Annotated in this window: 11 protein-coding genes and 2 pseudogenes; 9 read left to right on the top strand and 4 right to left on the bottom strand. The window is 36.0% G+C overall.

Going from position 1 to position 14,202, the window contains the following annotated elements; genetic code table 11:
• Positions 1 to 1,131 (top strand): 3-phosphoshikimate 1-carboxyvinyltransferase (gene aroA / locus P8M54_RS12080; protein ID WP_300288133.1); only part of this gene is annotated, 1,131 nt, incomplete at its 5' end.
• Positions 1,132 to 1,304: 173 nt separating this feature from the next.
• The gene (queA, locus tag P8M54_RS12075; protein WP_300288132.1) at positions 1,305 to 2,354 is read left to right on the top strand and encodes a tRNA preQ1(34) S-adenosylmethionine ribosyltransferase-isomerase QueA; all 1,050 of its coding nucleotides are present in this window, start codon (positions 1,305 to 1,307) and stop codon (positions 2,352 to 2,354) included.
• 213 nt (positions 2,355 to 2,567) lie between these two features.
• On the opposite strand, the gene P8M54_RS12070 is transcribed toward queA, so the two are convergent.
• The gene (locus tag P8M54_RS12070) at positions 2,568 to 3,302 is read right to left on the bottom strand and encodes an SIMPL domain-containing protein (protein ID WP_300288131.1); all 735 of its coding nucleotides are present in this window, start codon (positions 3,300 to 3,302) and stop codon (positions 2,568 to 2,570) included.
• Between the two features lie 292 nt (positions 3,303 to 3,594).
• Between P8M54_RS12070 and kynU the strand changes: the two genes are divergently transcribed.
• On the top strand, positions 3,595 to 4,872 hold the full coding sequence (gene kynU, locus P8M54_RS12065; RefSeq protein WP_300288129.1) for a kynureninase: 1,278 nt from the start codon (positions 3,595 to 3,597) through the stop codon (positions 4,870 to 4,872).
• A gap of 93 nt (positions 4,873 to 4,965) precedes the next feature.
• Here kynU and P8M54_RS12060 read toward each other — a convergent pair whose 3' ends face one another.
• Positions 4,966 to 5,604, bottom strand: a complete 639-nt coding sequence (locus tag P8M54_RS12060; RefSeq protein WP_300288127.1) for a flavin reductase — start codon at positions 5,602 to 5,604, stop codon at positions 4,966 to 4,968.
• A 103-nt stretch (positions 5,605 to 5,707) separates the two neighbouring features.
• Between P8M54_RS12060 and P8M54_RS12055 the strand changes: the two genes are divergently transcribed.
• Positions 5,708 to 8,098, top strand: coding sequence for a penicillin acylase family protein (locus P8M54_RS12055; protein WP_300288126.1), 2,391 nt, complete (start codon positions 5,708 to 5,710; stop codon positions 8,096 to 8,098).
• Positions 8,099 to 8,158: 60 nt separating this feature from the next.
• On the top strand, positions 8,159 to 9,496 hold the full coding sequence (locus P8M54_RS12050; RefSeq protein ID WP_300288125.1) for an NAD(P)/FAD-dependent oxidoreductase: 1,338 nt from the start codon (positions 8,159 to 8,161) through the stop codon (positions 9,494 to 9,496).
• 64 nt (positions 9,497 to 9,560) lie between these two features.
• On the opposite strand, the gene P8M54_RS12045 is transcribed toward P8M54_RS12050, so the two are convergent.
• Both P8M54_RS12045 and P8M54_RS12040 read right to left on the bottom strand, forming a co-directional pair.
• Positions 9,561 to 9,923 (bottom strand): cupin domain-containing protein, encoded by a 363-nt coding sequence (locus P8M54_RS12045; protein ID WP_300288124.1) that lies wholly within the window; start codon positions 9,921 to 9,923, stop codon positions 9,561 to 9,563.
• 1 nt (position 9,924) lies between these two features.
• Positions 9,925 to 11,472: pseudogene (locus P8M54_RS12040) on the bottom strand (helicase HerA-like domain-containing protein).
• Positions 11,473 to 11,845: 373 nt separating this feature from the next.
• Here P8M54_RS12040 and P8M54_RS12035 point away from each other — a divergent pair.
• From P8M54_RS12035 to P8M54_RS12020, 4 genes and pseudogenes are all read left to right on the top strand, one after another.
• Complete coding sequence (locus tag P8M54_RS12035) at positions 11,846 to 12,664, top strand: MotA/TolQ/ExbB proton channel family protein (protein ID WP_300288123.1); 819 nt, start codon at positions 11,846 to 11,848, stop codon at positions 12,662 to 12,664.
• A gap of 37 nt (positions 12,665 to 12,701) precedes the next feature.
• A complete protein-coding gene (locus P8M54_RS12030; RefSeq protein WP_300288121.1) occupies positions 12,702 to 13,313 on the top strand; it encodes a biopolymer transporter ExbD in 612 nt (203 codons plus the stop codon).
• Between the two features lie 19 nt (positions 13,314 to 13,332).
• Positions 13,333 to 13,887 carry a biopolymer transporter ExbD gene (locus tag P8M54_RS12025; protein ID WP_300288120.1) on the top strand — a complete coding sequence of 185 codons (555 nt, stop codon included), beginning with the start codon at positions 13,333 to 13,335 and terminating at the stop codon, positions 13,885 to 13,887.
• Between the two features lie 40 nt (positions 13,888 to 13,927).
• A pseudogene (locus P8M54_RS12020) lies at positions 13,928 to 14,202 on the top strand (energy transducer TonB); the annotation flags it as partial.

The raw sequence follows: 14,202 nt of genomic DNA, 5'->3' as shown, positions 1-14,202 counted from the left end.
TTGTTTCCTGCAATTACTTTGGAAAACACCTCTAATTCTGATGATAGTGAAGTAATGCAAATGGCATTGAGTGGTAACGAGGAATTGATAGATATTCATCATGCTGGAACTGCCATGCGTTTTCTAACTGCTTACTTTGCGGTTCAGGAAGATCGTAATGTTACTTTAACAGGTTCGAGCAGAATGCAAGAGCGTCCCGTTAAAATTTTAGTCGAAGCGCTGGAACAATTAGGTGCTCAAATTAGTTACTTAAAAGAGGTTGGTTACCCACCAATTCAAATTAAAGGTCAAAAAATAACAAATTCAAAAGTTACTATGGCTGCTAATGTAAGTAGTCAATACATTTCAGCATTATTATTAGTGGCTGCAAAGCTGGAAGAAGGAATCGAGTTAACCCTTGAAGGAGAAATCACCTCTGTTCCTTATATTAAAATGACGTTAGCGTTACTAACGGATTTAGGAATAGAAACCAGTTTTATTGGAAATAAAATTACTGTTACTCCCAAGCAAGAGGTGCTGCCCAAACTTATGACAGTAGAGTCTGATTGGAGTTCTGCTAGCTACTTTTTTAGTTTAGTAGCGTTGTCTGATGAGGCGTCTATTAAATTAACAAGTTATAAAGAAAACAGCTTGCAAGGAGATTCTGCTTTAGTGTCCTTGTACAAAGAAATGGGAGTGGATTCCTTTTTTGAAGATACTACTTTAGTGTTGTCCAAACAAAAGGGTTTTCAGCTTACAGATATCAATTTTGATTTAAATAACACACCAGATATCGCACAAACCATCGTTGTTACTTGCTTAGGTCTTGGAATAGGTTGCCATTTAACAGGTTTGCATACCTTGAAAATTAAAGAAACAGACCGATTAGAGGCTTTAAAAACAGAACTAACCAAATTAGGAGCAACTATTACCGTTACAAATGATTCACTTACACTAGAAACAGGCACTACAATCAATTCTAATATTAAAATAGCTACTTATAATGATCATAGGATGGCGATGGCTTTTGCGCCATTAGCCTTAAGAGTGCCTATTATTATTACTGATGCAAATGTAGTCTCTAAATCATACCCTGATTTTTGGGATGATATGGAAAAACTTGGCTTCAAAGTATCCGAAATTATTCCCTAATTCTCAATGTTTATAGGCACGTAGCAGTATTGCTATCTCCTACAGTGATAATATATTTAAATTAAATAGCAAAAAACTTGACATCGCCTATCTCACAGTCGTATATTTGCACTCGCTGAGTTTAGGTAACGTGCTCGTTATCTGAAACTTTAAACTTAAACAAAAAAATACAGATGAAATTATCACATTTTCAATTTGATCTACCCAAAGAACTTTTAGCCGAATACCCATCTGAGAATAGAGATGAGGCACGCCTAATGGTGATTGATCGCAAAAAACAAACAATTGAACATAAGTTATTCAAAGACGTTATAGACTATTTTGATGATGGTGATGTTTTAATCCTAAATAATACTAAAGTTTTTCCTGCTCGTTTATACGGGAACAAAGAAAAAACTGGAGCTAGAATTGAAGTTTTCTTATTAAGAGAATTGAATGCTGAGCAACGCCTTTGGGATGTATTAGTAGATCCAGCACGTAAAATTCGTATTGGTAATAAATTGTACTTTGGTGATGATGATTCATTAGTAGCTGAGGTTATTGATAATACAACTTCTCGTGGTAGAACATTGCGTTTCCTTTACGATGGTTCTTATGAAGAATTCAGAAAAAAATTAACGGAACTTGGAGAAACTCCAATTCCTAAATACATAAGCAGAGACGTAACTCCAGAAGATGCAGACCGTTACCAAACGATTTATGCTAAAGAAGAAGGAGCTGTTGCAGCACCTACAGCAGGATTGCACTTCTCTAAACATTTATTGAAAAGACTTGAGATCAAAGGAATTAAATTTGCTGAGGTTACACTTCACGTAGGTTTAGGTACCTTTAATCCAGTTGAAGTAGAAGATTTGTCAAAACACAAAATGGATTCTGAGGAGCTTAAAATTACGCAAGAAGCTTGTGATATCGTCAATGCTGCCAAAGCAAAGAAAAAACGTATCTGTACCGTTGGAACGACTTCTATGCGTGCGGTAGAGAGTTCAGTTTCATCTCAAAATACCTTAAACCCTTTTGACGGATGGACTAATAAATTTGTTTTTCCTCCACACGATTTCACGATTCCTACTTGTATGATCACTAATTTTCATACACCTAAATCGACTTTGTTAATGATGGTTTCTGCTTTTTGTGGACATGATTTAATGAAAAAAGCGTATGAAGAAGCAATCAAAGAATCGTATAAATTCTATTCTTACGGTGATGCCATGTTGATCATCTAATAAAAATAAGGTTAATTTTCTAAAAACCTCGTCAGTAATGGCGAGGTTTTTTTGTAGTTGCCATTTTTGAATGTGGGCGTTTTCGCTGCGGCGAATCTGCTATACACTACAATCTTTTTTAGTTTTCCGCTACATACTATAAATCGATTTTCACTTCACACGAGCGATAGCGAATTGGCAAAGCAAGCATTCACGCGAAACACCTAGCCTGAACTAGTTTACTTGATAAACCAGTTTTACAGTGATGGTGGCTGTTTTATTTTTGGAGTTAGTGTTAAATGATCCACCGTATGAAAAATCTTCTGAAGAGTTTTGTGCAATGATTTGGAAGACTCCCATATCCGATTTTTTTAAGTTGCCTAAACTAGCATCAGCGTTTTCAGCGATACTTTTGGCTCTAGAACTCGCGTCTTTAGTAGCCTCAGCAATCATCTTTATTTTTAATTCGGCTAACTTCGTGTAGTAGTATTCCGGGGCATTGGAATAGAATTCGACACCTGAATTAATCAGTTCACTCGATTGGCGTGATATTTCTTCGATTTCATTTACTTGTTTGGATTGTATATTCACATTCTGACTCAGTGTAAATCCTGAAAAAATGGTCTGTCTCACAGTACCATTTTCATTATAGGTGGTTTCAAAATCTTTGTTGAAGTTAACTGCTGAGAATACGATGTCTTTATCGCTAATCCCTTTTCCGTTTAAATAGGTTTTAATTTTTGCTCTGTCCGTATCGAGTAGTGCATAGGCTTCTTTCAAGGTTGCGCTTTTACGGCTGAATGAACCGCTCCAAACAATCAAGTCCGAGACAAAGTCTATTTTACCTAAACCCGTAACACTTATTGTGTCAGTGTTTTTATTGCGATTTTGGAACGCATTAGAAAATAGATAGGCGGATACTATCAGGGCAAAAGAAAAAAGAATAGCATTGAGATTGTTTTTAAGCATGGGTAAATTATTTATGTTGAGAAGTGATAGTATAAAAGTAAGACTTTTAGCAATGGTATTCCGTATAGTACAACGAGAATTACATTATTTTAGTATACCTGAGATTTGAAAGCCGTTTTTTATAAAAAGCTATACGACCACTAAATTGCTTTATAAATTTCCTACGATTTGTTTTATAGGTTTGCCTTTCTTGACCTAACGATCAACTTCGACTTTTATTTCTGTTAAAGCAGCATATATTGATTTGGCATGCCGTTTATAATTGTTATTTTTACAAAACAAAAATCAAATTATGCAATTCGAAAATACGAGATCTTTTGCGCAAGAACTTGATGCACAAGATAACTTACATAAATACCGATCTGAATTCCACTTCCCTAAAGTAAATAACAAACAAGTAATCTATTTCACGGGTAATTCACTTGGTTTGCAACCTAAACGTACTAAATCCTACGTGGATGAAGTCATGAACGATTGGGCCAATCTTGCTGTCGAAGGACATTTCTATGCCGATAAACCTTGGTGGGATTACCACGAACGTTTTGCAAAACCATTGAGTAAAATCGTAGGAGCACTACCTTCTGAAGTTACAGTTATGAACACCTTGACTGTTAACTTACATTTACTAATGGTTTCTTTTTATCGTCCTACCAAAACAAGATACAAAATCATTTGTGAGGAAAAAGCATTTCCATCGGATCAATATATGTTTCAAAGCCAGGTAGATTTTCATGGTTATGCTTCTGATGACGCTATAGTCGAAATAAAACGACGAGAAGGAGAACATAACATTCGCCTTGAGGATGTACTAGTTAAAATTGAAGAGGTAGGTGATGAACTCGCTTTAGTGTTAATAGGCGGAGTGAATTATTACACAGGCCAAGTTTTTGATATGAAAACGATTACTGCCGCAGGTCACAAAGCGGGTGCTATCGTAGGATGGGATTTAGCACATGCCGCTGGAAATATAAAATTAGAACTACACGATTGGAACGTTGATTTTGCTTCTTGGTGTAGTTACAAATACATGAATTCAGGTCCCGGAAATGCTTCGGGTTGTTTTATTCACGAAAAACACCACAATGCTTCTTTACCACGATTTGCCGGTTGGTGGGGACACAACAAAGAGCGTCGCTTTAAAATGGAGCCGCAATTTGATGCCGTGAAAGGAGCCGAAGGTTGGCAAATAAGTAACCTTCCTATACTGTCTTTAGCGCCATATTTAGCATCTGTGGATATGTTCGACGAGGTAGGAATGGATGCCATCATCGAGAAAAGAAATAAAATCACAGCCTATCTTGAATTTGTTCTCCAAGAAATTGATAAGGAAGTCGATAGTACCTTTGAAATTATAACTCCAGCTGATCCAGCCGAAAGAGGGTGTCAACTTTCTGTTTTTTTACATGGCGAAGGACGTAGCTTGTTTGACTACTTGATGAAAAATGGCGTAATCACAGATTGGAGAGAACCCAATGTGATTCGGTTAGCGCCTGTTCCATTATACTGTTCTTTTGAAGACATGTATGATTTTGGACAAATATTGAAAGAAGGAATTTATTCTATACATTAAATAAGAAACCCATTGTCATTTATATATAATAAGACAATGGGTTTTTTGTTTTTATTTGTAGCCAAGTAGGCGGTTAGGTAATTTATTGGAGTTTTACTTGTAAAATGATTTCGTTGGAGTGTCTTTTCTAGCATATTCAAAACGATCTACTAATTGAGGTAGGCAATACCCATCGAGACCGTTTAATGCAATGACCTTCGCTTTGTCTAGTTGCAGCCAGCCATCTTTGTGTTTAAGATCTTCGTCGAAATATACTTTTTCAATTGCAGCGATAATATGAATGGTATTGTTTTCTTCGATATAATATTCGTTTAGGTATTTGCAATGCAATTGTACGGGACTTCCTTTAACAAAGGGAGTAGGGATACCTTCTTTAAACTCAGCTTCAAGATTGGTTTTGTCAAACTCTGAAACCGAGTCATCGTAGTTGGCTGAGCTATGGTGTGCATCAGCAATCATACTTTCAGCAATATGATTAACCGTGAAGTAACCTGTTTCCTTTATGTTTTTATAGGTGTCACGAGGGACAGTGGTAGGGCGAACAATAAATCCAAGCATGGCGGGACTACTTCCTAAATGCGTAATGCTACTAAAAACAGCCACATTAGTAATGCCTTCTTTGGATATAGTAGCCAGCAAGTTAGCTGATTTGTATCCTGTGCAGGAATTGATTAAATTGAGTCGCTCTACTTTTTCTAACTTTTCTAAGTCTTCGGTTGCAAATGCAATCATATTTTGATAATTTTGTTTAACAAAAATACAAAAATAATAAACAATATTATTTAATCCTAAGTCAGTTTTAAAAATTATATTTGTTCTATAAATTTCCAATTCAATGAAAATAGTAAAAAAGATCGTTTTGGTCTTGGTTGTTCTTTTAGTTGCCGCCGCATTAGCCGGTGCATCTTATGTATTTTATCTTAAGCCAAAATACGACGGAGAACTAACATTGCAGCACATTCAAAAGGAGACTACAGTATATTTTGATGACTTTGGCGTGCCACATATTTACGCCGCTTCTAATAAAGACGCTATGACTGCTCTTGGGTATGTACACGCACAAGATCGTTTATGGCAAATGGAATTAATGCGTCGCATTGCACCGGGTCGACTTTCTGAGCTCTTTGGAAATGTAGCACTCAAAAACGATAAATTTTTTAGTGGCTTGGGGATTGAAGCTGCTTCTGCAAAAGCGATCGCTGCTTTAGATAAAAATAGTGAAAGCTACCAGCTAACGATGGCCTACCTCGACGGAATCAATGATTTTTTAGAAAACGGACCTACTCCAATTGAATTTCAATTGATAGGAGTGCCAAAACAGAAATTTACTATCGAAGACGTTTATAATATATATGGATATATGTCTTTTAGTTTTGCAATGGCTCAAAAATCAGATCCGTTAATGACGGATATCCGTGACAAGTACGGAATAGATTATTTGAAAGATTTGGGTCTTGATGGATCTTTTGCTAGTTTACAAATAAAAAATGCCAAAGGGCAGCAGCAAGAATATGCTGCTATTTCAAAAGCGGTGGCTGCACTGCTCGATAATTCCCCTATTCCGCCTTTTATAGGTAGTAATAGTTGGGTAATCGCTCCTCAAAAAACTAAGGGCGGTAAGGTTATTTTTGCTAATGATCCCCATCTTGGGTTTTCGCAACCGGGAACTTGGTATGAGGCGCATATTGTCACACCTGAAATGGAGTTATACGGCTGTTATTTAGCAGGTACACCTTATCCACTTTTAGGTCACAATCGGGAATACGCCTATGGTTTAACGATGTTCGAAAACGATGATATCGATTTGTACCAAGAGGAGAATAATCCGGCTAATGCCAAACAGTATAAAACACCCACAGGTTTTGATGATTACGCTGTGGCAGAAAGAACAATTAAAGTGAAGGATTCTAGTGATGTGGTTTTGAATGTCAAAACGACTCGTCACGGACCCCTTATGAATGATTTAATTGATGGCTTGGATGCTAAAAAACCAGTGGCGATGTCATGGATTTATACGCAGCAGCCGTTGCATATCTTAGAAGCGGTTTATAAATTGTCACATGCTAAAAGCAAGGCTGATTTTCAAAATGGGGTTTCGTTAATTTCGGCTCCAGGACTTAATGTTATGTATGGTGATGCAAAAGGAAATGTAGCGTGGTGGGCAACTGGAAAATTATACAAACATAAAGAAGGGGTTAATCCTAACTTTATTCTAAATGGTGCCTCGGGCAATGATGATATTGCGGAGTTTCTGGATTTCTCCAAAAATCCTTCAGCCGAAAATCCAGACTGGGGTTATGTTTATTCGGCTAATAATCAGCCTGAAGCGGTAGATGGGTTTCTATATCCAGGTTATTACTTACCAGAAGATAGAGCCAAGAGAATTACAACTTTACTGGATGCAAAACCGAACTGGGATAAAGAAGCAGTCAGTAAAATGTTAGTCGATAACACTTCAATGGTATCTCCTCAAATTATTAAGCAGTTCGTTTCGATTGTAGATCAAAATAAACTTTCAGACATGGAACGTAGCGCGATTGCGATACTAAAAAAATGGCAAGGGACAAATGACCTAAAAGATGTTGCTCCAACTATTTACAATAAATGGGTGTATTTTTATTTAAAGAATACTTTTGAAGATGAGCTAGGAGCGGAAGGTTTCAAGCGTTTTTTAGATACGCATATCATGAAACAAGTCATAGCAAATCAAATAAGCAAGGAAGAGTCAGTATGGTGGGATAATACCAATACTGAAAATAAAAAGGAGACGCGAGCTGAAGTCATTACAAAGTCATTTAAGGAAACTATAACATCTTTAGAAAAGCAGTTAGGTTCTTCGGTTGAAGGTTGGACTTGGGACAAAGTACATTTAGTTGAATTTCAGCACCCTATTGGTAAGATCGCCGCTTTTCGTCAATTGTTTAACGTAGGTCCTTTTGCGACAGCGGGAACAAATGAAGTGATTGATAATCAGTTTTATACTTATGGAGATACGCCTAATTATACCGTAAAAGGAGGTCCATCAACAAGACGAATAGTCGATTTTTCAGATATTGAAAATAGTTGGAGCATATTGCCAACTGGGCAATCTGGGAACCCGTTTAGTGCACATTACAAAGATCAAGCAGAATTATACAATGCTGGAAAGTTCAGAAAGATGAAAATGAACAAGGAAGAAATTATAAAATCAGGAACAAAATTAATCCTTAAACCGGCGAAAAACTAGGGTGTAAAAGACACCTTAAAATATTAAATGTTTATTTTAGCCTAACTTTTATATATTACAATGCAAACTTCAAAACAAATAGCAGTTGTTGGTTCCGGTTTAGTAGGATCCCTTTTGGCTATTTACCTACGCAAAGCAGGGCATAGCGTTCATATTTATGACAGAAGCCCGGATATTAGACAAATACAATTTTCAGGACGCTCTATTAATTTAGCGATGTCTAACCGTGGATGGAAAGCATTAGACGGAGTAGGGATAGGAGATGCTGTTCGTGAGATTGCAATCCCAATGGATAAAAGAGCAATTCACCTTGTTGATAAGCTCAATTTTCAAAACTACGGTCAAGAAGGTGAGAGTATCTATTCGATTTCTAGAGGTATTTTAAATCGAAAAATGATTGATTTAGCAGAAGCAGCAGGTGCTGAGTTTTTCTTCGAGCAAAAAATTTGGGATGTTACTCTAGCAGATGCAACCTTACATATTGGCGAAACAGAACGAGGAGCGTGGGAAGATAAAAAGTATGACATGGTCTTTGGTGCTGATGGTGCTTTCTCTAGAATTCGTCATAGAATGCAACGCCAAAGCATGTTCAATTATTCGCAAGAATTTTTAAATATTGGATACAAAGAACTAAATATACCTGCAAATGCAGATGGTTCTCATAAATTAGATAAAAACTCCTTCCATATTTGGCCTAGAGGCGAGTACATGTTAATTGCATTACCCAATTTAGACGGAAGTTTTACTTGTACTTTGTTTATGCCGTTTGAAGGAGAGAATTCTTTTGATTTGCTTAAAGAAAGGAAAGACGTTGTGTCTTTTTTCGAAACGAATTTTCCAGATTCTATCGATGTTATTCCGGAATTAGCCGAAGACTTCTTTAAAAATCCAACGAGCACATTGGTAACAATGAAATGTTTCCCCTGGACTTATGGAGACAAAGTAGCTCTGATAGGGGATGCTTGTCATGCGATAGTGCCATTTTACGGACAAGGAATGAACGCAGGCTTTGAAGATATTTCGATTTTGTATGAAATGATGGAGAAATACGGAGAAGATTGGGAAATGGTGTTTTCTGAATATGAAAAATCGCGTAAGCCGAATGCTGATGCTATTGCTGAGTTGTCTTATCGCAATTTCCTTGAAATGAGCTCAAAAACGGCAGATGATAAATTTCTTTTGCAGAAAAAAATAGAAAAAGTATTCTCAGATAGGCATCCTGATAAGTGGATTCCGTTATACAGTCGCGTAACCTTTAGCGATAGACCGTATAGCGAAGCATTAGCAATAGGTGATTTGCAGAATGCAATCATGCAAAAAGTGCTTTTGACCAAGGATATCGAAAAAATTTGGGATAGCAAAGAGGTGGAAGATAAAATCTTAGAATTGCTAAGATAATAGCAATTCCCTAAAATTCAAAAAGCCAACTTATTCAATAAATTAAGTTGGCTTTTTTATAGAATTATTCTTCTCGATGTACCTTAGTAAAATCAAATGCAGGGGTGCAAATCGCGATGTATTCACACTCTTGATCAAAAGGGTTAGCGTATTGTACACGCGTATTTTTTTCAATCTTAATCGATTGTCCTGCTTCAAGAATCACTATTTCATCTTCAATAATAAATTGTTTCTTACCTCTAATGATATAGGTGTATTCCTCAAATTCAGGCGTTTGGTAAGGTTCGCTCCAATGAGGCGGCGCAACCATATGTGCGATAGAGATGGCAGCATTAGAGGTAGCTGCTAAACCGTGATGCTCTTCAATTAATTTACCATCAGTGGTGGGAACTACAAATGGGCTTTTTTGGATACTGTATTTCTTCATTTTATTTACTTTTCATCATTTTCGATAATACCCCTAGTGCTCCTCTAATAAAAGTAGCGCTAGTGAGCACTTTTAGAACGGATTTACCGACAATTTCGCCTGTGCTTGGTCCTTGTTTAGCAGTCGTTTTAGTTGTTTTTACCGCTTCTTTTTCTTTTTCAAGGGCTGCTTCTTTTTTCGTTGCTTCCGCTTCTGCCAAAGCAATTTTTTTATTCAATAGTTCATAGGCACTCTCGCGATCGATAAGTTCACTGTATTTTTTAACTAATTTAGAGTTGGTATTGATTTCTTGAATTTCGCTTTCGCTTAAAATATCCATTCGGCTCATTGGAGCACGTAACATAGTTGCAACTAATGGTGTTGGTATTCCTTTTTCATTTAATGCAGTGACTAAAGCTTCTCCAATTCCTAGGCTTGTCAATACTTCACTAGTTTCGTAGTACTCTGATGTAGGGTAGTTATCAGCAGTTTGTTTAATGGATTGTCTGTCTTTTGCGGTAAACGCTCTCAAAGCATGTTGTATTTTTAAACCTAATTGAGCAAGGACACCGCTGGGAACGTCCATTGGGTTTTGAGTGATAAAATAAATTCCAATTCCTTTAGATCGAATGAGCTTAACAATTGTCTCAATTTGTTCCAATAAGGCTTTACTAGCTTCCTTAAAGATAAGATGCGCTTCGTCAATAAAAATCACAAGTTCCGGCTGCTCCGCATCTCCTTTTTCAGGCATTTGCTGATAAATTTCAGCTAGTAAACTCAACATAAAAGTCGAAAATAACTTGGGCTTATCTTGAATATCCGTTAAACGCAGAATATTCACATATCCTTTTCCGTTTTCGTCAATACGCATCAAATCATCAATATCAAATGACATTTCGCCAAAGAATAATTCAGCTCCTTGTTGTTCTAATTCAATTATTTTTCTCAGAATTATTCCGGTCGTTGAAGTAGATATTCGTCCATATTCTGAAGTGATTTCATCTTTTCCTTCCTCTGTAATATAATTGATTACTTTTTTAAAGTCTTTTAGGTCAAGAAGAGGCATTTTGCTGTCATCACAAAATTTAAAAATGATAGAAACTACGCCGGATTGCGTATCATTTAAATCGAGAATTCGCGAGAACAGTACAGGTCCAAATTCTGAAACCGTAGCACGAAGTCTCACGCCACCTTGCTCGGAAAGCGTTAATAATTCAACTGGAAACTTCGCAACATTATAAGGGAGGTTAATTTTAGCATGACGCTCAGTTATGAACGATTTTTCGACACCTTCTTTGGCAATTCCACTAAAATCACCTTTGATATCCATAATTAAAGTTGTAACACCAGCAGCTGATAATTGCTAACACAATACTTGAATAGTTTTAGTTTTTCCGGTTCCTGTGGCTCCTGCAATTAATCCATGGCGATTTAAGGTTTTTAAGGGTATTCGTACCAAAGTATCTGCTAAGGCTTCACCATCTAGTATGGCTCCTCCTAGGATAATGCTTTCTCCTTTAGTGGTATAGCCTTCATTAATATGTGCTGTAAAGGTTGCTTTGCTGCTCATGGTTTTTTGCTGATTTAATTAGATTGCAAGATATTATTATTTTTATAAACATAAGATATTTTCACTAAAACGCAAAGATATTTGCGTTTCGTTGCTAATTATTAAATAAAGCTACCTTCTTTAAAAACAGTTGTTTTTGATAAAAAATTTGATTTAATCTTAAAAAGTTAGTTTTTTATCTGAAAAAACTGTAATTTAGTTTTACTTATTTACAAATTGGTACTTGAATAAAAATTTAAAATTTTTGTGGATTAAAATTAATCATAATAAAACTAAAAAAAATTTTTTTATTTGAACTAAACATATAAATTTGCGGGACTACAAGTTTATTATAACTAAAAGAAATTATTTAAAACTATTAAAATTAAAGAAAATGGCAAACGTTAAAAAAGAAAGCACTTCGAACGGTGGTGGAATGGTTTCAGGAATTATTATTGCTGCATGTATTGGTGTAGGTGTTGTAATTTGGAAATTTATCATGGGTAATCCTGAAAACTTTGAAGGAGGAAATATAGAAACAGGTACTCCGTTGAATACTTTAGGTCAAGTTTATCATGGTGGTGCTGTTGTACCAGTATTATTAGGAATGTTATTGATGGTACTTGTTTTCTCAATCGAGAGATTCTTCGTTATTTCAAAAGCAGCAGGTAAAACTAACTTAGATGCTTTTATGACTAAAATCCAAGCTAGTATCAAACAAGGAGAAATTGAAGAAGCTATCGCAACATGTGATAAACAACAAGGTTCAGTTGCAAATGCAATTAAATCAGCTTTAATTAAATACCAAGCAGTTAAAAAAGAAGGATTCAATTCTGAGGAAGCAGCAGAAACTATCCACAAAGAAATTGAAGAGGCTACTTCACTTGAAATGCCAATGTTACAAAAGAACATGACGAGTATTTCTTCATTAGTATCTTTAGGAACACTTATTGGATTGTTAGGAACAGTATCAGGGATGATTAAAGCGTTTGGTGCATTAGCAGCAGCTGGAACTCCAGATCAAGCAGCACTTGCAGCAGGTATCTCTGAAGCACTTATTAATACTGCAACAGGTATTGGAACTTCAGCAGTAGCTATTATCTCTTACAACTTCTGTACATCTAAAATTGATGATTTAACGTACTCTATTGATGAGGCTGCTGTATCTATTGTAAACTCTTACAGAAGATTCAGAGGAAGTTTGAAGCAATAATTATATTGATATTTATATCAATTAAAAAACAAAAAGAATGGCTAAAATAAAAATAAAGAAAAATCCGGGGTCTACTGATATGACCGCTATGTGTGATGTTGCATTCCTTTTGCTTACCTTCTTTGTAATGACTTCAACGGCTAAAATACCGGAAGCACTTCCTGTAGACACGCCGGCTTCAACAGTTCAGACTAAATTACCTGAATCTGATTTAGCTACGATAATTGTTGGTGACGGAAAAGTTTTCTTTGATTTAAAAGGAAGGCAAGTACGTATCAGAACATTAGAATTAATGGCTGAGAAGTATGGTGAAACTTTTTCTGATGCAGATAAAACAATGTTTTCATTAATGGATGACTTTGGTGTGCCAATGACAAGTCTTAAGCAAATCATTGAAATGAAAGCACCTGATAGAAGTAAAGCTGGGCAGCCAGGTGTACCTATGGATTCAACAGATAATCAGTTGAAAGATTGGATATACAATGCACGTATTGCTAATATCGAGGTTAATGACAAGGAATTGCAAATCGCTATCAAAGGTGATGCTAAAGAAGAATATCCAGCAATCAGAAAGGTAATGGATATTTGTCAAGATCAGAAAATCAACAGTTTTAGTTTGGTTACTGGTTTGAGAGGTAAAGATTTTTAATTAAAAAAAATATACTACAATGGCTGAATTAAATACCGACAGCGGTGGCGAAAAAGGTGGTAAGGTAAGAGCTAAAAAAGCGAATGCAAAGGTAGATTTAACTGCCATGGTTGATTTGGCTTTTTTATTAATTACTTTTTTCATGCTAACCACTACCTTGTCTAAACCCCAATCGATGAATTTGGGATTGCCAAACAAAGATGAAGATGAAAAGAAAAATGTTGATATCAAAGTTGATGAAAATCGTACCGTTACTTTATTGTTAGGTGCTAACAACAAATTGACTTTCTACATGGGATTGTTAGAAACTCCACTTGCTGGTCCAAAAGATATTGCGTATTCTAAAGATGGTCTTCGTAAAGAATTGTTGAAAAGAAAAGAGGAAGTTCTTGCCTATTCAACTGCTAAAGGGAAGCCAGACCAAGGAATGATTGTGATCATCAAACCAGGTAAAAAATCAAACTACAAAAATGTGGTTGATGTTTTGGATGAAATGGCAATATCAGGCGTTCCTACGTACACAATCGTAAATGATATTACTCCTGCGGAATTAAAATTGTTAGAAGGAAAATAAGACTTGTCTTGTTGTCTCAATAACCTAATAATTAAGAAATATGAAATTAGATATTATTAAAAACCAGTGGTTGGAAATCGTCTTTGAGGGCCGTAACAAAGTGTACGGGGCTTATGAGTTGAGAAAAACGAACAGAAGTACTACGATTAAAGCATTGATTATTGGTGCTTTATTCTTTAGTTTGGCTGTTGGTGCTCCACTTATCCTAGACCTTATCCCGAAAGGAGAGGAAGATGATGTTGTTAGAGATGTGAAAATCACTGCAATAAAATTACCTCCTAAAAAAGAAGAACCTAAAAAGTTCGTTCCACCACC

It is taken from the genome of Flavobacterium sp., assembly GCF_029242675.1.
In the GTDB taxonomy this organism is placed as follows: domain Bacteria; phylum Bacteroidota; class Bacteroidia; order Flavobacteriales; family Flavobacteriaceae; genus Flavobacterium.
The sequence above is the reverse complement of the archived record's forward strand: the minus strand, read 5'-3'. Positions and strand labels throughout refer to the sequence as shown.

What these genes read in the sequence shown, in the direction of transcription:
- P8M54_RS12070 (WP_300288131.1), bottom strand. Translation starts at nt 3,302, where the DNA reads ATGCTTAAAAACAATCTCAATGCTATTCTTTTTTCTTTTGCCCTGATA.
- P8M54_RS12060 (WP_300288127.1), bottom strand. Translation starts at nt 5,604, where the DNA reads ATGATTGCATTTGCAACCGAAGACTTAGAAAAGTTAGAAAAAGTAGAG.
- P8M54_RS12050 (WP_300288125.1), top strand. Translation starts at nt 8,159, where the DNA reads ATGCAAACTTCAAAACAAATAGCAGTTGTTGGTTCCGGTTTAGTAGGA.
- queA (WP_300288132.1), top strand. Translation starts at nt 1,305, where the DNA reads ATGAAATTATCACATTTTCAATTTGATCTACCCAAAGAACTTTTAGCC.
- P8M54_RS12055 (WP_300288126.1), top strand. Translation starts at nt 5,708, where the DNA reads ATGAAAATAGTAAAAAAGATCGTTTTGGTCTTGGTTGTTCTTTTAGTT.
- kynU (WP_300288129.1), top strand. Translation starts at nt 3,595, where the DNA reads ATGCAATTCGAAAATACGAGATCTTTTGCGCAAGAACTTGATGCACAA.
- P8M54_RS12035 (WP_300288123.1), top strand. Translation starts at nt 11,846, where the DNA reads ATGGCAAACGTTAAAAAAGAAAGCACTTCGAACGGTGGTGGAATGGTT.
- P8M54_RS12025 (WP_300288120.1), top strand. Translation starts at nt 13,333, where the DNA reads ATGGCTGAATTAAATACCGACAGCGGTGGCGAAAAAGGTGGTAAGGTA.
- P8M54_RS12030 (WP_300288121.1), top strand. Translation starts at nt 12,702, where the DNA reads ATGGCTAAAATAAAAATAAAGAAAAATCCGGGGTCTACTGATATGACC.
- P8M54_RS12045 (WP_300288124.1), bottom strand. Translation starts at nt 9,923, where the DNA reads ATGAAGAAATACAGTATCCAAAAAAGCCCATTTGTAGTTCCCACCACT.